The 18,580-nt window shown below is 71.6% G+C and carries 17 protein-coding genes; 13 read left to right on the top strand and 4 right to left on the bottom strand.

Annotated features, from left to right (window positions below):
• Positions 1–7: 7 nt before the first annotated feature.
• From glpK to VA596_RS35990, 3 genes are all read left to right on the top strand, one after another.
• Positions 8–1,525 carry a glycerol kinase GlpK gene (gene glpK / locus VA596_RS36000; RefSeq protein WP_323333165.1) on the top strand — a complete coding sequence of 506 codons (1,518 nt, stop codon included), beginning with the start codon at positions 8–10 and terminating at the stop codon, positions 1,523–1,525.
• Between the two features lie 5 nt (positions 1,526–1,530).
• Complete coding sequence (glpD, locus tag VA596_RS35995; protein ID WP_323333163.1) at positions 1,531–3,237, top strand: glycerol-3-phosphate dehydrogenase; 1,707 nt, start codon at positions 1,531–1,533, stop codon at positions 3,235–3,237.
• A 62-nt stretch (positions 3,238–3,299) separates the two neighbouring features.
• Positions 3,300–4,406, top strand: coding sequence for a hypothetical protein (locus VA596_RS35990; RefSeq protein WP_323333161.1), 1,107 nt, complete (start codon positions 3,300–3,302; stop codon positions 4,404–4,406).
• On the opposite strand, the gene VA596_RS35985 is transcribed toward VA596_RS35990, so the two are convergent.
• Positions 4,321–5,226 carry an aminoglycoside phosphotransferase family protein gene (locus VA596_RS35985; RefSeq protein WP_323333159.1) on the bottom strand — a complete coding sequence of 302 codons (906 nt, stop codon included), beginning with the start codon at positions 5,224–5,226 and terminating at the stop codon, positions 4,321–4,323. The two genes, VA596_RS35990 and VA596_RS35985, sit on opposite strands and share 86 nt — an antisense overlap.
• A 91-nt stretch (positions 5,227–5,317) precedes the next feature.
• Between VA596_RS35985 and argG the strand changes: the two genes are divergently transcribed.
• Positions 5,318–6,766, top strand: a complete 1,449-nt coding sequence (gene argG, locus VA596_RS35980; RefSeq protein WP_323333157.1) for an argininosuccinate synthase — start codon at positions 5,318–5,320, stop codon at positions 6,764–6,766.
• Between the two features lie 64 nt (positions 6,767–6,830).
• Here argG and VA596_RS35975 read toward each other — a convergent pair whose 3' ends face one another.
• Both VA596_RS35975 and VA596_RS35970 read right to left on the bottom strand, forming a co-directional pair.
• The gene (locus VA596_RS35975) at positions 6,831–7,853 is read right to left on the bottom strand and encodes a medium chain dehydrogenase/reductase family protein (protein WP_323333155.1); all 1,023 of its coding nucleotides are present in this window, start codon (positions 7,851–7,853) and stop codon (positions 6,831–6,833) included.
• 78 nt (positions 7,854–7,931) lie between these two features.
• The gene (locus VA596_RS35970; protein ID WP_323333153.1) at positions 7,932–8,501 is read right to left on the bottom strand and encodes a TetR/AcrR family transcriptional regulator; all 570 of its coding nucleotides are present in this window, start codon (positions 8,499–8,501) and stop codon (positions 7,932–7,934) included.
• A 123-nt stretch (positions 8,502–8,624) separates the two neighbouring features.
• On the opposite strand from VA596_RS35970, the gene VA596_RS35965 reads away from it, so the two are divergent.
• Positions 8,625–9,161 (top strand): hypothetical protein, encoded by a 537-nt coding sequence (locus VA596_RS35965; RefSeq protein ID WP_323333151.1) that lies wholly within the window; start codon positions 8,625–8,627, stop codon positions 9,159–9,161.
• Positions 9,162–9,216: 55 nt separating this feature from the next.
• Here VA596_RS35965 and VA596_RS35960 read toward each other — a convergent pair whose 3' ends face one another.
• A complete protein-coding gene (locus VA596_RS35960; protein WP_410171956.1) occupies positions 9,217–9,936 on the bottom strand; it encodes a S1 family peptidase in 720 nt (239 codons plus the stop codon).
• A 355-nt stretch (positions 9,937–10,291) separates the two neighbouring features.
• Here VA596_RS35960 and VA596_RS35955 point away from each other — a divergent pair, with 355 nt between their 5' ends.
• The 8 genes from VA596_RS35955 (at position 10,292) to VA596_RS35920 (ending at position 18,577) form a co-directional block, all read left to right on the top strand.
• Positions 10,292–10,882, top strand: a complete 591-nt coding sequence (locus VA596_RS35955) for a papain-like cysteine protease family protein (RefSeq protein ID WP_323333147.1) — start codon at positions 10,292–10,294, stop codon at positions 10,880–10,882.
• A gap of 2 nt (positions 10,883–10,884) precedes the next feature.
• Positions 10,885–11,649 (top strand): hypothetical protein, encoded by a 765-nt coding sequence (locus tag VA596_RS35950; protein ID WP_323333145.1) that lies wholly within the window; start codon positions 10,885–10,887, stop codon positions 11,647–11,649.
• A 73-nt stretch (positions 11,650–11,722) separates the two neighbouring features.
• The gene (locus tag VA596_RS35945; RefSeq protein ID WP_323333143.1) at positions 11,723–12,766 is read left to right on the top strand and encodes an Lrp/AsnC family transcriptional regulator; all 1,044 of its coding nucleotides are present in this window, start codon (positions 11,723–11,725) and stop codon (positions 12,764–12,766) included.
• Between the two features lie 133 nt (positions 12,767–12,899).
• Positions 12,900–14,039, top strand: a complete 1,140-nt coding sequence (locus tag VA596_RS35940; RefSeq protein WP_323333141.1) for a serine hydrolase domain-containing protein — start codon at positions 12,900–12,902, stop codon at positions 14,037–14,039.
• 10 nt (positions 14,040–14,049) lie between these two features.
• Entirely contained in the window at positions 14,050–15,315 is a 1,266-nt protein-coding gene (locus VA596_RS35935; protein ID WP_323333139.1) for an FAD-binding protein, read from the top strand.
• A gap of 182 nt (positions 15,316–15,497) precedes the next feature.
• Positions 15,498–16,778, top strand: a complete 1,281-nt coding sequence (locus VA596_RS35930) for an ABC transporter substrate-binding protein (protein WP_323333137.1) — start codon at positions 15,498–15,500, stop codon at positions 16,776–16,778.
• 3 nt (positions 16,779–16,781) lie between these two features.
• Complete coding sequence (locus tag VA596_RS35925; RefSeq protein WP_323333136.1) at positions 16,782–17,729, top strand: carbohydrate ABC transporter permease; 948 nt, start codon at positions 16,782–16,784, stop codon at positions 17,727–17,729.
• Entirely contained in the window at positions 17,726–18,577 is an 852-nt protein-coding gene (locus tag VA596_RS35920) for a carbohydrate ABC transporter permease (RefSeq protein WP_323333135.1), read from the top strand. Before VA596_RS35925 ends, VA596_RS35920 begins: the two co-directional genes overlap by 4 nt.
• The last annotated feature ends 3 nt before the right edge of the window (positions 18,578–18,580 follow it).

The following is an 18,580-nucleotide window of genomic DNA, read 5'->3' as shown; positions in this document are numbered from 1 at the left end:
GAACACCATGCCTGACTACATCGGCGCCGTCGACCAGGGAACCACCAGCACCCGCTTCATGATCTTCGACCACGGCGGCAACGAGATCGCCCGCCACCAGCTGGAGCACGAGCAGATCCTGCCCCGGCCCGGCTGGGTCGAGCACGACGCCACCGAGATCTGGGAACGCACCCGCTCGGTCATCGCCACCGCGCTCAACAAGGCCAACCTCACCGCCGGTGACCTGGCCTCGCTCGGCATCACCAACCAGCGCGAGACCACCGTCGTGTGGAACCGCCGCACCGGCCGCCCGTACGGCCACGCGATCGTCTGGCAGGACACCCGCACCGACCGGATCGCCTCCGCGCTGGAACGTTCCGGAAAGGGCGAGGTCATCCGCCGCAAGGCCGGCCTGCCGCCCGCGACGTACTTCTCCGGCGGCAAGCTGCAGTGGATCCTCGAGAACGTCGACGGCGTCCGCGAAGACGCCGAAAAGGGTGACGCCCTGTTCGGCACCACCGACTCGTGGCTCATCTGGAACCTCACCGGTGGCCCCGACGGCGGCGTCCACGTGACCGACCCGACCAACGCGTCGCGCACCATGCTGATGGACCTCGAAACCCTCGACTGGGACGACGAGCTGCTGTCGTTCTTCGACGTCCCGCGCCAGATGCTGCCGAAGATCCGGCCGTCGTCGAACCCGGGCTTCTTCGGCACGACCCGCGCGGACGGCCCGCTCGGTGGCGAGGTCCCGATCGCCGGCGTGCTCGGTGACCAGCAGGCGGCCACCGTCGGGCAGGTCTGCTTCCGGCCCGGCGAGGCCAAGAACACCTACGGCACCGGCAACTTCCTGCTGCTCAACACCGGCCACGAGCTGGTCCGCTCGAAGCACGGCCTGCTCACGACGCTGTGCTACCAGTTCGGCGACGAGAAGCCGGTGTACGCGCTGGAGGGCTCGATCGCCGTCACCGGCTCGGCCGTGCAGTGGCTGCGCGACCAGCTGGGCATCATCAGCGGCGCGTCGCAGAGCGAGAGCCTGGCCCGCCAGGTCGAGGACAACGGCGGGGTCTACTTCGTACCGGCGTTCTCCGGCCTGTTCGCGCCGTACTGGCGTTCGGACGCCCGCGGCGCGATCGTCGGGCTCACCCGCGCCACGACCAACGCCCATCTCGCGCGGGCCACCCTGGAAGCGATCTGCTACCAGACCCGCGACGTCGTCGAGGCGATGCAGAACGACTCCGGGGTCACCCTCGACGTGCTGCGGGTCGACGGCGGGGTCACGGCGAACGAGCTGTGCATGCAGCTGCAGGCGGACATCCTCGGCGTGCCGGTGTCGAAGCCGGTCGTCGCCGAGACCACCGCGCTCGGGGCCGCCTACGCGGCCGGGCTGGCCGTCGGCTTCTGGCGGTCGGCCGACGAGCTGGAACAGAACTGGAACGAGGACAAGCGCTGGGAGCCGTCGTGGACGGAAGAACAGCGCGCGGAGGGCTACGCGGGCTGGCAGAAGGCCGTGGGCCGCACGCTCGACTGGGTAGACGTGGAGTGAAAGAAATGACCAAGAGGAACACCGTGACACCGCTTTCCCCGCTGTACCGCGCGGAAACGCTGCGCAAGCTGGCCCGCGAAGAGGTCGACGTGCTGGTCGTCGGCGGGGGAGTGACCGGCGCCGGTGCCGCGCTCGACGCGGCGTCGCGGGGGTTGTCCGTGGCGCTCGTCGAGGCGCGGGACTTCGCCGCCGGGACGTCCAGCCGGTCGTCCAAGCTGATCCACGGCGGCCTGCGTTACCTGGAGCAGCTGGACTTCAAGCTGGTGCGCGAGGCGCTCAAGGAACGCGGGCTGCTGCTGCAGACCCTCGCGCCGCACCTGGTGCGGCCGGTGAAGTTCCTGGTGCCGCTGACCCACCGGGTGTGGGAGCGCGGGTACATCGGCGCCGGCGTCACGCTGTACGACACCCTCGGCGGGGCCCGCGCCCTGCCGCGGCACCGGCACCTGTCCAAGCGCGGCGCGTTCAAGGTGGCGCCGGCCCTGGCCGACGACGCGCTGGTCGGCGCGATCCAGTACTACGACGCCCAGGTCGACGACGCCCGCCACACGATGACCATCGCGCGGACCGCCGCCGAGCAGGGTGCTTCGGTGCTGACGCGGGCGCGCGTGACGTCGTTGCTGCGGGACGGCGAGCGCGTGATCGGCGCGAAGGTCGTGGACCGCGAGAGCGGCGTCGAGTTCGAAGTGCGGGCTCGCACGGTGATCGCGGCGACCGGCGTGTGGAGCGACGACATGTCCGAGGCGGCCGGGATCCCCGCGCCGTTCACCGTGCGCGCGTCGAAGGGCATCCACCTCGTGGTGCCGCGGGAGAAGATCGACCTCGACACGGGGCTGATCCTGCGCACCGAGAAGAGCGTGCTGTTCGTCATCCCGTGGGGCAAGCACTGGCTGGTCGGCACCACCGACACCGAGTGGGACCTCGACCGCGAGCACCCGGCGGCGAGCCGCGCGGACGTCGACTACGTGCTGGAGCACCTCAACGCGGTGCTGCGCACGCCGGTCACGCACGACGACATCGAAGGCGTCTACGCCGGTCTTCGCCCGCTGCTGGCGGCGAAGGCGGCCGCGACGACGAAGCTGTCGCGGGAGCACGCGGTGGCGCACCCGGTGCCGGGCCTGGTGATCGTGGCCGGCGGCAAGTACACGACGTACCGGGTGATGGCCGCGGACGCCGTCGACGTCGCGGTCGAAGAGGTCGACCGCCCGACCCCGCCGTCGTGGACCGACCGGCTGCCGATCGTCGGCGCGGCCGGCTACCACGAACTGTGGGACGGCCGGTTCGCGCTGGCGTCCCGGGCCGCCCTGCCGGTGGCCCGGATCGAGCACCTGCTGGGCCGCTACGGCTCGGCGATCGAGGACGTCCTGACGTCGATCGCGGAGCGCCCCGAGCTGGGTGCGCCGCTGCCGGGCGCGGCGGAGTACCTGAAGGCGGAGGTCGTGTACGCGGTTTCGCACGAGGGCGCGCTGCACCTGGAGGACGTCCTCACCCGCCGCACGCGCATCTCGATCGAGGAACGCGACCGCGGCGTCACGGCGGCGCCCTGGGTCGCGGAGCTGATGGCCCCGCTGCTGGGCTGGGACGCGCCCAAGCAGGAGCGCGAGGTGGCCAACTACCTCGCGCGCGTAGAGGCGGAGCGCACGGCCCAGGAGGCCCCGGACGACGAGGCGGCCAACGCCAGCCGCCTCACGGCTCCAGCCCTCCTGCCGGGCTGACTCAACCGATCACGCCCTTCGCGCGTGGACATCCCGTTGTCGCCTTTGAAGGGGGAGCAGGGATGTTCAAGAGAATCGCGAGTGCGCTCGCGGGAGCGGTGGTGGTGCTCGCCACCACCGCCGCTCCCGCCAACGCCGCGGCCATCGCAAGACCGGTCGACCTTGGCACGCTGCCTGGCGGGCTGACCAGCGCAGGAGCGCGGGTGAACTACCACGGCACCGTGTTCGGCACGGCCTACGACTCCGCGTTCCACGAGCACGGCGCGCGGTGGGACGCGGCCGGCCGGATCTCGGAACTGCGGCCGCCGCTGGACGGTTACGACACCGTGCGGGCCGTCGCGCTCAACGAGGCCGGGGTGGCGATCGGGAACTCGATGGGCAGCATCATCACCGGGCGGGCCGCGCTCTGGGATGCTTCGGGTGTGCCGGTGGCCCTGCCGCTGTCGGACGAGTTCCCGCACCACCCGTTCTCCGAAGCGTCTGCGATCAACGAACACGGCATGGTCGCCGGATTCGTCTACGGCGCTCCCGGGCCGGACACGGTCGTGCGGTGGGACACCGGCCGGGGCACGGTCACCGAGCTGGGCTTCGGCCGGGCCGTGGCGATCAACGAGGCGGGCGCGGTGATCAGCCAGAACACGTACTGGGACCCGGCGGGCACCGTCGTCGAGCTGGCCGAGGGCGGTTCCCTGCACGACCTCGACGACGCGGGCACCGTGGTCGGCAGCAGCGGCCTCCAGGCCGCGAAGTGGGACTCGGCCGGGCACCTCACGGTGCTCGACACCACCTGGGCGTCCAGCACCGCGCTGGCGATCACCGCCGACGGGACGATCTTCGGCGAGGTTACGGGCACGGACCACAAGACCCGGGTGGCGCGCTGGGACCGGACGGGCATCGTGACCGTGCTGCCGACCCCGGGCGACGTGCCGAGCCGGTTCACCGCCGCCGGCCGGACCGGTGTCGTGCTCGGGCGGACCGACACGGGGACGTCGTTCACCTGGGACACCGCCGGCCGGGTCTCGGTGCTGCCGCTGCTGGCCGACGACGGGAGCTGCTACGCGAACGGGTTGACCGACTGGGCCGTCACCGGCTCGTGTTCGGTGCCCGGCCAGAACTCCCACGCGGTCCTGTGGAAGCTCGGCGAGCCGACCGGCAACCGAGCTGGGTGAGGACGTAGCGGGCGTTGGCGGAGATGACGGGGTTCGTGCCGCGGTAGTACGGCAGCTGGATCACGGCCATCGACAGCGCCCGGCCGCGGCTGCGTGCCCAGGCCGCGTCGTCGGCGCCTACGGCGTCGCGGAAGGCCGGGCGCGTGGCCGCGGTGAGCAGGTTCCACGCCGGGATCAGGTCGCAGGCCGGGTCGCCGATGCCCGCCGTGGCCCAGTCGAGGACTGCCGTCAGGCGTCCATTGTGGACCAGGAGGTTGCTCGGCATCAGGTCGCCGTGGACCCAGCCCTCCGGGCCGGTGGGGGCGTCCAGGGCCTCGGTCCAGACGTCGAGGGCTGCTGAAGCGTCGAAGGGTTCGTCGGTGCGGCGCAACTCCTCGACGGCGTCGCGGGTCGCGCGGTCGAGGAGCGTCAGGGGGCCGCCGCGGTAGGCCGGGGGAGCGTCGGCCTTCGCGGAACGCACCGCGAGGACGAACTCCGCCAAAGCCTCCGGGGCGAACGGGCGCCCTTCGACCGCGGGTTCGCCGTCCAGCCACCGGTGTACCGACCACGGCCACGGATAACCCTGGGCGGGTTCGCCGAGCCCGGCGACCGCCGGGACCGCCACCGGCAGGCAGCCGAGCGACGCCAGCACCTGGGCTTCCTTCGCGACGTCCCCCGCGCCGCTCGCGGTCAACGGCAGGCGGACGGTGAGGTCGTCGCCGAGGCGGAAGACGGCGTTCACCGTGCCGCCCGAAGGGAGTGGCACGACCGGCAGCGAAGCCCAGCGCGGGAACTGCGCGCGGACCAGCCGGCGGACGAGCGTCGTGTCGATGGCGGGCATGCCGTTACCGAATCAGCAGGTCAAGCCGGGGTCAACGGATTTCCGCGACCCCGAATTGCACGATGATGCATCGACGTGCATAATCATTCGCATGTCCAAGGTGCTCACTTCCCTGCCCGTCGGCGAGCGTGTCGGTATCGCCTTCTCCGGTGGCCTCGACACTTCCGTGGCCGTCGCCTGGATGCGCGACAAAGGCGCTGTCCCCTGCACCTACACCGCCGACATCGGCCAGTACGACGAGCCCGACATCGCGTCGGTGCCCGGGCGTGCCCACGCCTACGGCGCGGAGGTCGCGCGGCTGGTCGACTGCCGGGAAGCCCTCGTCGAAGAGGGGCTCGCGGCGCTGACGTGCGGCGCGTTCCACATCCGCTCCGGCGGCCGCAGCTACTTCAACACCACCCCGCTCGGGCGCGCCGTCACCGGCACCCTGCTGGTGCGGGCCATGCTCGAGGACGACGTCCAGATCTGGGGCGACGGCTCCACCTTCAAGGGCAACGACATCGAGCGGTTCTACCGCTACGGCCTGCTCGCCAACCCCTCCCTGCGGATCTACAAGCCGTGGCTCGACGCCGCCTTCGTCACCGAGCTCGGCGGCCGCAAGGAGATGTCGGAGTGGCTGCAGGCGCACGACCTGCCCTACCGCGACAGCACAGAGAAGGCGTACTCGACCGACGCCAACATCTGGGGCGCCACGCACGAGGCGAAGTCGCTGGAGCACCTCGACACCGGCCTCGAGATCGTCCAGCCGATCATGGGCGTGAAGTTCTGGGACCCCGAGGTCGAGATCGCCGCCGAGGACGTCACGATCGGCTTCGAGCAGGGCCGCCCGGTGTCGATCAACGGCAAGGAGTTCGCCACCGCCGTCGACCTGGTGCTGGAGGCCAACGCCGTCGGCGGCCGGCACGGCCTGGGCATGTCCGACCAGATCGAGAACCGGATCATCGAGGCCAAGAGCCGCGGCATCTACGAGGCGCCGGGCATGGCGCTGCTGCACGCGGCCTACGAGCGGCTGGTCAACGCCGTCCACAACGAGGACACCGTCGCCAGCTACCACAACGAAGGCCGTCGCCTCGGCCGCCTGATGTACGAAGGCCGCTGGCTCGACCCGCAGGCGATGATGCTGCGCGAGTCGCTGCAGCGCTGGGTCGGCACCGCGATCACCGGCGAGGTGACGCTGCGGCTGCGCCGCGGCGAGGACTACTCGATCGTCGACACGACGGGCCCGGCGTTCAGCTACCACCCGGACAAGCTGTCGATGGAGCGCACGACGGACTCGGCGTTCGGCCCGGTGGACCGCATCGGCCAGCTGACCATGCGCAACCTCGACATCGCCGACTCGCGCGCGAAGCTGGAGCAGTACGCCAGCCTCGGCATGGTCGGCGGCACGCACCCCAAGCTGATCGGCGCCGCCCAGGCGGCCTCGACCGGCCTGATCGGCGCCATGGCCGAGGGTGGTGCGGAGGTGATCGCGTCGCGCGGCAAGGCCGCCCGCGGCGACGAGCTGCTGGACCAGGCCGCGATGGAGTCCGGCACCGACTGACCCGCTCGAAAGGACCCGGCCGCACCCGGCCGGGTCCTTTTCGGACTGTCAGGTGGGTGACTGGTCACTCACCCGACGGCACGAGAACGACCTTGCCGGTGACCGTGCCGGATTCCGCGAGTGTCAGGGCCTTCGCCGCGTCCGTCAGCGGGAACCGGGCCGCGACCTGGGCCTGCAGCGCACCGGTGGCGGCGAGGCCGAAGACGGCCGTGAGGTCCTCCGCCAGGCGGGCGCGGAACTTCGCGAGGTTCCGCTTGCCGCCCCAGACGTTGTAGAAGTGCGTGTGGCGGCCGTTCGGCAGCGCCTGCCACCACAGCAGGCGGGCGACCAGCTTCAGCACCGCCGGGCGCGGGTTGCCGCCGGTGTCCTTCGTGGACGCGCTGCCGTAGGCGACCAGCGTGCCGCCCGGGGTCAGCAGCCGGAACGAGTCGACGATGCCGGGCCCGCCGACGTGGTCGAAGACCGCGTCCACGCCGCCGGGGGCCAGCGCGCGGACCTGCGCCGGGACGTCGCCGCGGTAGTCGATCGCGGTGGCGCCGAGCGCGGTGACGACGTCGGCGTTGCGCGCGGACGCCGTGCCGATCACCCGGATCCCGGCCGCGCGGGCCAGCTGGACCAGCGTGGTGCCGACGCCGCCGCTGGCGCCGTGCACCAGGATCGTGCCGCCCGCGCGCACCCGGGCCTTGCGGTGCAGCATCTGCCAGGCGGTGATCCCGTTGACCACGAACGTCTCGGCGTCGGCGGCGTCCAGTCCGTCCGGCACCGGCACGAGGTCGGCCGCGTCGACGACGAGGTGGCTGCTCCAGCCGCCGATCTTGGTCATCGCGGCCACCCGGCGGCCGACGAGGGCCGGGTCGGCCGCTTCGAGCACGGTGCCGACGACGTCGTAGCCGGGGACGAACGGGAACGGCGGCTGGTCGTAGTACTTGCCGCGCCGCATCTGCTGCTCGGCGAACGAGATCCCGCTGGCCTCGACGCGCAGGAGCGCCTGGCCCGGGCCCGGCGCCGGCAGTGCGCGGGTGGTGACCTGGAGGCCGTCCGGCTCGACGAGGCCGGGGAGGACGATTTCGGTGGCGGTGGTGGTCATCGGACTGCTCCTTCGATTGGTGTGTGACTGGTCAATCACTCTTGGGCCGGGAAAAAGTGCCCCGGTGGTCCGGGCGGTTCAGTTCTTGCCGGGGTGGCGGATGCCGGCGGACAGCACGGCCGCCCAGTCGCCGGGGTGGGTGTCGAGGTCGAGGGTGGTGATGAGGTGGCAGAGCTGGCCGTAGGCGAGGAACCGCTGTACTTGGTCGTCCGGCGCGCCCGAGCGGGAGCGGGCGAACTCGGTCACCCGCTGGAGGCCGCGGCGCACGGCGTCGGCGATCTCGGGGGTGTCGGCGGCCGACTGGGCGTGCACCTGCAGCATGAGCAGGTTCCGGTCGGCGATCAGGTCGGCGTAGGCACCGCCCATCTCGTAGAGGATCTTCTCCGGCTCGGCGTCCCCGGCGCGGGCGGCGCCGTTCGAGAGCGCGTGCACGACCTGCTCGTAACACCGGTCGAGCGCGGCCACGAAGAGGGAGACCTTGCCGGGGAACAACTTGAAGACGTAGGCGGGGGAGATGGCCGCCCGGGTCGCCACCGCGCTGATCGGCGTGCTGTGGAACCCGGTCCGCGCGAACTCGGCGACGGCCGCGTCGACCACGGCGTCCCGCCGGGCGTCCGAGGTGGAGAGAGTGGCTCCGCGCTTCGTCATGTGAGTGACTGTACACTCACTCGCTGGTCAGTGTCCAGCACCGGACAGAACCGCCTACGGGACGGGCAATCTCGGTATACCTCCAGCGTGGGCATGGGGCCCACGTCGGCTCGGGAGGTACCGATGAAGCTTTCCCAGAGAATCGTGGCCGGGTTCTTCGCGCTGGTAGCGGTCGCGGGGCTCATGTTCGCCGGCGCGCCGGCCGCGTCCGCGAAGCCGTTCTGTGACGTGAACCTGACCGGCGGTGCGAAAACGTGCTTCACCACCGCGGACGGGCTCGCGGCCTACGAAACCGCGGCGGCGCTCGCGCCGGTGGCGACCCTGTTCAACAACGTCGAGTACTCCGGCGACCAGGGGTTCACCAACTACACCAACGTCTACAACCGCACCACCTGCACCGCCGCGGACAGCCCGCACGAGGCCTCGGACGGTGATCTGCGGGACGCCTACTACCAGAACAACGGCGTGTCGATGGACCAGTCGGTCAGCTCGATCTACATCCGCCCGGGCTCGGGTTGTCGCGTGCGGGTGTTCGACGGCATCGGTTTCACCGGCTCGTCGAAGCTCGTCACCGACGACGCCGACCACGGCTGTGCCGACCTGCGGTACTGCTTCGCCGAGATCTGGGACGACCGCATCCGCTCCTTCTGGGTCAGCTGACCCCGGCGGTTCGCCCCCGCTCGGTGTGGGGCGGGGGCGAACCGGGCCCGGCGGGTCAGACGCCCGCGGTGGTGGAGATCCAGTCGCGGTACTTCGTGATGTTGATGTACGCGGTGTAGGACTGGCGGTCACTCGTGGACGCGACGCCGACCTGCTTGCCGTTCGCGTACATCGGGCCGCCCGAGTCGCCGCCGGCGGTGATGCCGTCGCCGCGGTTCGCGCACACCGAGACGCCGGCCGCGCCGTCCGGGCAGTCGATCGAGGTGACGCTGACCTTGGCCACCTTCAGCAGCTGCGACTGGCACTCGATCTCCGGCTTGTCGGTGCAGGTCGCACCCCAGCCGTAGACCTCGGCCTGGTCGCCGACGTTGACGTCGCCTTCCGAGCCGAGCGGCGCGTAGTCGGTCTGCACCTGCTGGTCGATCTGCACGAGCGCGATGTCCGAGTCCGGCGCCTCGTGCACCGACGTCGCGTTGACCGTGGTGCCCTTGGTCTGGTCCAGGTCGCCGACGTGGAAGCTGATCTGCTGGCCGTTCGCGCCCTGGGTGCAGTGGCGCGCGGTCAGGATCCAGTCCGGCGCGATGATCGTCGCCGAGCAGATCTCCTGGCCGCCGGCGAACATCCGGGCGGCCGCGTGGAGCGAGTCGGCGTTGCCGCCGTCGATGATGGCCGGCTGGGCGGCCAGGGACGGCGCCGCAGTCGCCAGGGCCGACAGCAGGATGCCGGAGACGAGAACGCCGGTTCGCGCGATACGCACTGGGGAATCAACCTCCATCCGCGGGCGGCGGCCTCGCGGTGACGAGTGGTCAAGGACGCACCTACCGTCACCGTTGTGAATGAATCTTGGAACCCGACGATGGTCGGTAAAGGAAAAACACGACTTTCGTCGTGGTCCGAACGGCCGTGCCCGGGCCGGGTGCCGTCGCCCGGCCGGGAGCCCGCCGGAATCCGTCTGCCGGCCGCGCCCGATGCCGGAATCCGGCACCCGGGAAATGCCGGGATCCGCCGGGATTCGTTCCCTGCCAACGTGATCCTCCCTTAGTAGGTACCGGATCGACGTCCGGTGCGCGGAGTATTCCCTGCCACCGAACCGTTCGCGGAAATCCCTCACCGAGTGGAGGAACACCGGCGTGAAAGTCACCTCTGGAGTCCTACGTGGACTCACGGCGGCCGTGGCCGCCACGGCCGCCGCCGTCGCGCTGCAGGCTCCGGCCGCCGCCGCGGCCGCGGCCCGGTCCGACCTCGGCATCACCATGCAGGCGCAGCAGAAGGACCAGTGGTGCTGGGACGCCAGCGGCAACACCATCGCCGCCTACTGGGGCGATTCCCTGACCCAGACCCGGTTCTGCCAGATCGCGCACAACGAGTCCGGCTCGGACTGCGCGAACAACCAGGGTTATTTGAGCGACCAGCAGCGCGTGTTCCGGTACCTGGGATTCACGAGCGTCGGTTCGTACAACTCGAACGGTGAAGTGCTTTCGTTCACCGGCATCAAGAACCAGATCGACGCCGGACAGCCGATCGGCACCCGCATCGGCTGGCGTTCCGGCGGCGGCCACATGCACGTCCTCTACGGCTACGACACCTCCAACGGCGCCACCCGCGTGGACTACGGCGATCCGTGGCCGAACAACAGCCGCTACAACTCGATGAACTACGACACCTACCGCTCGAACAACCAGTTCCAGTGGACCCACACGCTGTACGGGATCGAGGGATGAGCATGCCGAGGACCATCCTGCGCGCGGCCGTGGTGGCCGGCGCCCTGGCGCTCACCGTGCTCGGGGCCGGTGGCGCCGACGCGGCCACCGGGCCGTCGGGCACCCCGACCGCCGCCGACACCGCCGCGATCGGGCAGCTGACCGGCGGCCGGGCGACGCTCGACCGGCTCGCCTCGACGAAGTTCCCCGGCGCGCACGCCGCCGTCGCCGCGGCCGCGACGGCGGACCCGAAGACCCAGGTCGCGGTCTACGAGCCGACGGCGGCGTTCGTCACCGGGACCTCGGACGTCCCGGCCGCGCTCGCCTACGTCGCGGTCCCGGCGAGGACCGGCGACGGGACCGCGGCCACCGTGTGGGCCGAGCGGCAGGGTCCGTCGTGGACCGTCGTGAACGTCGCTTCCGGTGACTACGAACAGAAGTACGCGGCCGCCGCGGCCGGGGGATACCTCCTGCACGAGCCGCAGGTCAACGCCTGGTACGCGGTGCGCGGCGACGCCGTGACGGTGCTGGACGGCTCCGTGACCGGCGTCGCGGCGGGCACGAAGCTGGTGCTCGCCGACTACCGCGCGGCGCTGCACCGGCGGTACGCCGACAAGCTGCCGGGCTCGGCCTACGACCGCGACGGCGCGGGCGGCGGGTACGGCGGCCGCGAGCGCGCGGTGCCGGCGGCCGCCCCGGACACGGTGCCGGTGCTGCCGTTCGCCGTCGGCGGGGCCCTCGTGCTGCTGGCCGGCGCGGCCGTGGTGCCGCGCCTGCGCCGGCGGTAGGACGTCGAGGGGCTGCCGGCACCCCTTCCCGGCAGCCCCTTGGCACCCGATGATGATCACGCCAGAATGCGCCATGGCCGTATCCCCGGGCTCCCCGCCGGACCCGGCGCGCCGCGAGCCGGGGCTGACCGGCTCGGACCTCGCGCTGGTGGAGGCGCTGCAACGCGACCCGCGGGCGCCCTGGACGCGGATCGCCACGGCCGTCGGCACCGACGCGACGACCGCGGCCCGCCGCTGGGACCGCCTGCAGGCCGCGGGTCTCGCCTGGCTGACCGCCTACTCGACGGCCCCGACGACGACGGTCGGCTACGCCGACCTGGTCTGCCGCCCCGACACCCTGACCGCGTTGACCCGTGAGCTGTGCGGGTGGCCCGCGGTGTTCAGCGTCGAGCGCACGACCAGCAGGCACCAGCTGTTCCTCAGCCTGGCCGCCCGCGACCTCGACGCGCTGGACGCCCTGGTCACCGGCCGGATCGGCGACCTGCCCGGCGTCCGCGAGGTCCGCTTCGCCGTCGCCACCCGCGTCTTCCGGGAGGGCAGCGGCTGGCTGGTCAACGCGCTCGCCCCGGAGCAGCGGGCGGTGCTGGACGAGACGGCGGTGCAGGCCCGCGACGTCATCCCGCAGCTGTGGAACGACCGCGACCTGCGCGCGCTGGTCGAGTCGCTCGGGGTCGACGGGCGGCGCAGCTACGCCGAGCTGGCCCGCGACTGCCGGATGAGCGAGTCGGCGGTGCGCCGCACGCTGGCCCGGATGCTGCGCAACCACGAGCTGGACTTCCGCTGCGACCTCGCGCACGTCCCGGCGGGCTGGCCGGTGATCACGGGCTACCGCCTCGACGTCACCCCGCCCGGGCTGGACGCGGCCGGGATCGCTGTAGGGCACCTGCCCGAAACCCGGCTGTCGGCCGCGGTGGTGGGGGAGGGGAACCTGGTGGTGTCGGCATGGCTGCGAACCCCGGCCGACTGCACCGGCTACGAGACCCGGCTGGCGGCCGCCGCGCCGGGCGCCCGGATCGTCGACCGCGCGATCACCCTGCGGATGCCCAAGCGGATGGGCCGTCTCCTCAGTCCGCACGGCCTGGCGGGGGCGCACCAGGCGATCATCCCGGCTCGCTGAGCTGGCTGTGTGCCTGCGCGATCACCGTGCGGATGGGCCGTCTTCCGAGTCCGCGTGGCCTGGCGGGGCGCGTCAGGCGATCATCCCGGCTCGCTGAGCTAACCTCGGCCGAAAGCCGAGCTGGGGAGTAGCCATGAGCCTGCGTGACACCCTGCAGCACCACGTGGACACGGGTGCGCTGCCCGGCGCGGTCGCCGTCGTGGCCGGCCCCCGGGGCACGGAGGTCGCGGCCGTCGGCTCGGCCGATGTCGAGGGCAGCCGGCCGATGACCGAGGACTCCCTCTTCCGGATCGCGTCCCTCACCAAGCCGATCACCGCCGCCGCCGTCCTGGCGCTGGTGGACGACGGGCGGCTCGCCCTGGACGACCCGATCGGCCGGTGGCTGCCCGAGCTGGCGGACCCGAAGGTCGTGCGCACCCCGGCGGGCCCCCTCGACGACCTCGTCCCGGCGAAGCGGCCCATCACCGTGTCAGACCTGCTCACCAGCCAGGCCGGCTGGGGGTTCGCGTCCGACTTCTCGCTCCCCGCGATGCAGGCGCTGTTCCCCGTCCAGATCGACGGCCGGGAGGTGCAGCACTTCCCCGAGACCGACGTCTGGGTCGCCCGGCTGGGTGAGGTGCCCCTGGTCTACCAACCGGGTGAGGGCTGGCTCTACGACACGTGTTCGGCGGTGCAGGGGGTGCTCGCCGCCCGGGTGTCCGGAGCGTCGCTGCCGGAGTTCCTCGAGGAGCGGATCCTCGCGCCGCTGGGGATGGCCGACACCGGGTTCGTCGTCGGGGCCGACCGGCGCGACCGGTTCACCAGCTTCTACAAGGCCGGCCCGGACGGGCTGGAGCTCGCCGACGCGCCGGACGGCCAGTGGAGCACCATGCCGGCGATGCCGCTGGGCTCGGGCGGCCTGGCCGGGACGGCAGGCGACTGGGTCGCGTTCGGGCGGATGCTGCTGGCCGAAGGCGCCGCGGCCGACGGCAAGCGGGTCCTCACGCCCGAGTCCGTCCGGCTGATGACCACCGACCACACCACCGCGGCGCAGCGGGAGATCGGCGCGCTGTTCCTGGAGGGCCAGGGCTGGGGGATGGGCGGGTCGGTCGACATCGCCGCCCTCGACCCGTGGAACGTGCCGGGCCGCTACGGCTGGGTCGGCGGCACCGGCACCTCCGCTCACATCGTCCCGGCCACCGGTACGGTCAGCGTGCTGTTCACCCAGGTCGGCGCGGACAGCCCGGTCGTGCCGGCGTGGATGCGGGACTTCTGGCAGTACGCGGCCGCGTAGGGTCGGCGGCATGGGCGAGTCGAACTGGGCGGGCAACCACGAGTACGCCGCGGAAACCGTGGTGACGCCGCGCACCCACGACGAAGTGCGCGAGGCGGTCGCCGCCGCGTCGAGCGTCAAGGCGCTGGGCAGCAGGCACTGCTTCAACGACATCGCGGACGCGCCCGGCGGCGTGCTCCTCGACCTGAGCGCGCTCGAGAGCCCGGTGGAGATCGACGCCGACGCCGCGACGGTGACCGTCGGCGGCTCCGCGCGTTACGGCGACTTCGCGGGCCAACTGCACGCCGCCGGGTTCGCGCTGGCCAACCTCGCGTCGCTGCCGCACATCACGGTCGCCGGCAGCGTCGCCACCGGCACCCACGGGTCCGGACGGCGGCAGCGCGGGCTCGCCGCGGCCGTCTCGGCGCTGGAGCTGGTCACCGCGGGCGGCGAGGTCCGCACCTTCTCGCGCGACGGTGATCCGGACGTCTTCCCCGGCCTGGTCGTGAGCCTCGGCGCGCTCGGCGTCGTCACCCGCCTGACCCTGGACCTGGTGCCCGCGTTCGACGTCCGGCAGGACGTCTTCGACGGCCTGTCCTGGGACGCCGCCCAGCGGCACTTCGACGAGATCGAGGACGCCGGGTACAGCGTCAGCCTGTTCACGAACTGGGTGAACGACGTGGTCGACCAGGTCTGGGTCAAGAGTCGCGTGGACGCCTTCACCGAGCGGGCCGGGCTGTTCGGCGCGGTCCCGGCCGACGGCCCGCGCCACCCGGCGCACGCCGCCGGGATCCCGGCCGGCAACGTCACGCCGCAGCAGGGCGCGCCGGGGCCGTGGCACCAGCGGATCCCGCACTTCGCGCTGGAGTTCACCCCGAGCGTCGGGGACGAGCTGCAGTCGGAGTACTTCGTGCCCTACCGGGACGCGGCGGCCGCGATCGAGGCGGTGCGCGGGATCGGCGACCGGCTGGCGCCGGTGCTGCTGGTGTCCGAGATCCGCGCGGTCGCGGGGGACGAGCTGTGGCTGAGCCCCGCCCAGGGCGGCGACCGCGTCGCGTTCCACTTCACGTGGCAGCCGCGCCAGCCCGAGGTCGAGGCGGTGCTGCCGCTGCTCGAAGAGCGCCTGGCCCCGTTCGGCGCGCGCCCGCACTGGGGCAAGCTCTTCCACGGCGGCGGCCTGGACGCGGTGTACCCGCGCCTGGCCGATTTCCGTTCCCTGGCGGGAAGCCTGGACCCGGGAGGCACGTTCCGCACCCCGTTCGTCCGCCGTCACGTCTTCGGCGAGTCCGGGGTCTAGCCGCCGGCGCCTTCACCCGTGAATGCGTTCGGAGTAACCGGAATTCGACGAATTCGAAGGTGAAATCCGCGTATTGACACGTTTGTCGCGGGCGCCCTACGGTGGACCGCCGGATCCTTGTAAGCGCTTTCTCGCTTTCGGACGGGAGCGCTTCCAGCCATTCCGACCGGACGGAGATGTCGATGCGTCGGACGCGAGCGCGCAGGTTCGGGGTGGCCGCGGTGGCCGCCCTGCTGCTGACCGGGAGCACCGCCTGTGGCGGGGACAGCGGGAACGGCGGTGACGTCACCATCACCTTCGCCTGGTGGGGCAGTGACGGCCGGGCGAACCTGACCAAGCAGGCCGTCGAGCTGTTCCAGAAGAAGAATCCGGCGATCAAGGTGCAGACGTCGTTCGCGGCGTACGCGGCCTACTGGGAGAAGCTGGCGACGCAGACGGCCGGGGGCAAGCCGCCGGACGTGATGAACGTCGACACCCGCTACCTCGCCGAGTACGGCGGGCGGAACGTGCTGGCCGACCTGAACCAGGGCGCCGGCAAGGCGATCTCGCTGGCCGACGTCAACCCAGAGCTGGCCGCCACCGGCGTCTACCAGGGCAAGCGCTACGCCGTGCCCTGGGCGCAGAACACCCCGGCGATGCTGTACGACCCCGCCGCCTTCACCGCGGCCGGCGCGGACCCGGCGAAGGGCCTGACCTGGGACCAGTACGCCGACGCGACCACCAGGGTCAGCGCGGCCAGCGGGTTCGCCGCCCGCGGGGCGACCGACTTCGGCATCCTCGACACGCCCCTGGAGATCTGGCTGCGCCAGCAGGGCAAGCAGTTCTACACCCCCGAGGGCAAGCTCGGCTTCACCGCCGACGACCTGCGCCGGTACTGGCAGCTCGCGAGCAAGTTCCGTGACGCCAAGGGTTCCTCGCCCGCCGACGTCACGGCGTCCTACAACACCTCGCCCGAGCAGTCGCCGCTCGGCAAGAAGCTGACCAGCTCGGAGTTCGCCTACGACAACCTGCTGCCGGCCTACCGCAAGGCGAACGGCAAGAACCTGGCCGTTGCGCCCTACCCGACCGCGGCGAACGGCGACCTCGGGCAGTACCGGCGGCCGTCGATGTTCCTGTCCGTCTCCGCGCGCAGCCAGCAGCAGGAGGCCGCGGCGAAACTCGTCGACTTCTTCGTCAACGACGCGGACGCGGCCAAGATCCTCGGCACGGACCGGGGTCTCGCCCCCAACCTCAAGATCCGCTCGCAGCTCTCGTCCGGCGCGACCGGCGACGACAAGACGCTCTACGCCTACGAAGCCGCCCTCGAACCGAAGCTCGGGGCCGCGCCGCCGGTCCCGCCGAAGGGCGCGGGCGCGATCCAGAAGCTCCTCCAGCGCACCTACGAGGAGATCGCGTTCGGGCGGCTGGGCATCGACGACGCCGTCACCCGGTTCATGTCCGAAGCCGACAAGAGCCTGGCGTAGCCGATGACGACGCTGCGCACCCCGGCACCGCCACGGCCGGCGGCGCCGGGGGTCCCGCGCCGCGGGTACCGCCGCAGGAGCCAGCCGGAGGCGTTCGCGTTCCTGACGCCGTGGCTGCTGGGGGCGGTGGCGCTGACCGTCGGCCCGATGGTCGTCTCGCTGTACCTCTCGTTCACCGACTACGACCTGTTCACGGCGCCGCACTGGGTCGGCTTCGGCAACTTCACGCACATGTTCACCGACGACGACCGCTACCTGCGCTCGGTCGAGGTCACGCTGATCTACGTCCTCGTGTCGGTGCCGGTGAAGCTCGCCGTGTCGCTGGGGGTGGCGCTGCTGCTCAACTCCCGCCGCGGCACAAACGGCTTCTACCGCGCGGCGTTCTACGCGCCTTCGCTGCTCGGTGCGAGCGTCGCGGCCGCGCTCGTCTGGCGGGCGCTGTTCACCGGCGGCGGCCCGGTTAACGAGGTCCTCGCCGGGCTCGGCTGGCACACGCCGAGCTGGGTCGACGACCCGAGCTTCAGCCTGGCCTCGATCGTCCTGCTCGGGGTGTGGCAGTTCGGCGCGCCGATGGTGATCTTCCTGGCCGGGCTCAAGCAGGTCCCGGCCGAGCTGCACGAGGCCGCCGCCATCGACGGCGCGGGCGCGCTGCGCCGGTTCCGGCACATCACGCTGCCCATGCTGTCGCCGGTGATCTTCTTCAACCTCGTGATGGAGGCCATCCACGCGTTCCAGGCGTTCACCCCGGCGTTCGTCATCGGCGGCGGCCGCGGCGGGCCCGCCGACGCGGACCTGTTCTACACGCTCTACCTGTTCGAGGTCGGCTTCCAGGACTTCCGCATGGGGTACGCGTCCGCGATGGCCTGGGTGCTGCTGGTGGTGATCGCCATCGTGACGGCGATCGTGTTCCGCACCGCGAAGCTCTGGGTGTTCTACGAGGACCGCCCGTGACCGCGCTCCGGGTGCCCCGCACCGCACGGTCGATCGGCTGGCACGTGCTCTGCCTTTGCGGGGTGGCCGTGGTGCTGTACCCGCTGGCGTGGCTGGCTTTCGCGTCGGTCAAGCCGCCGGACGAGATCCTCTCGCGGCTGGCGCTGCTGCCGACCCGGTTCGTCTTCGACGGCTACTCGAAGGGCTGGGAAGGCGCGGCGGGTGTCGGCTTCGGCCGGTTCTTCCTCAACTCGTTCCTCGTCGCCGGTCTTTCGGTGCTGGCCAACGTCCTCTCGTGCTCGCTGGCCGCGTTCGCTTTCGCCCGGCTGCGGTTCCGGTTCCGCGGCGCGCTGTTCGCGTTCATGATCACGACGCTGATGCTGCCCTACCACGTGACGCTCATCCCGCAGTACGTGATCTTCCAGCAGGCCGGGCTGGTCAACACGTTCGTCCCGCTGATCCTGCCGAAACTCCTGGCCACCCAAGCGTTCTTCGTGTTCCTCATCGTCCAGTTCATGCGCGGCATCCCGCGCGAGCTGGACGAGGCGGCGATCATCGACGGCTGCAGCGTCTACCGGACGTTCTGGCACGTCGTGCTGCCGTTGTCCAAACCGGCGCTGGTGACGACGTCGATCTTCACGTTCATCTGGACGTGGAACGACTTCTTCACGCAGATGGTGTACCTCAACGACACGGAGAAGTTCACCGTGCCGCTCGGCCTGCGGCTGTTCGTCGACACCAGCAGCCAGTCCGACTTCGGCGCGATGTTCGCGATGTCGGCGCTGGCGCTGGTCCCGATCGTCCTGTTCTTCCTCGCCTTCCAGCGCCTGCTGGTCGAAGGCGTCAGCACCAGCGGCCTGAAGGGATGACGC

It is taken from the genome of Amycolatopsis heterodermiae, assembly GCF_034929455.1.
GTDB classification, from domain to species: domain Bacteria; phylum Actinomycetota; class Actinomycetes; order Mycobacteriales; family Pseudonocardiaceae; genus Amycolatopsis; species Amycolatopsis heterodermiae.
This window is presented reverse-complemented; position numbering and strand designations above follow the sequence as displayed.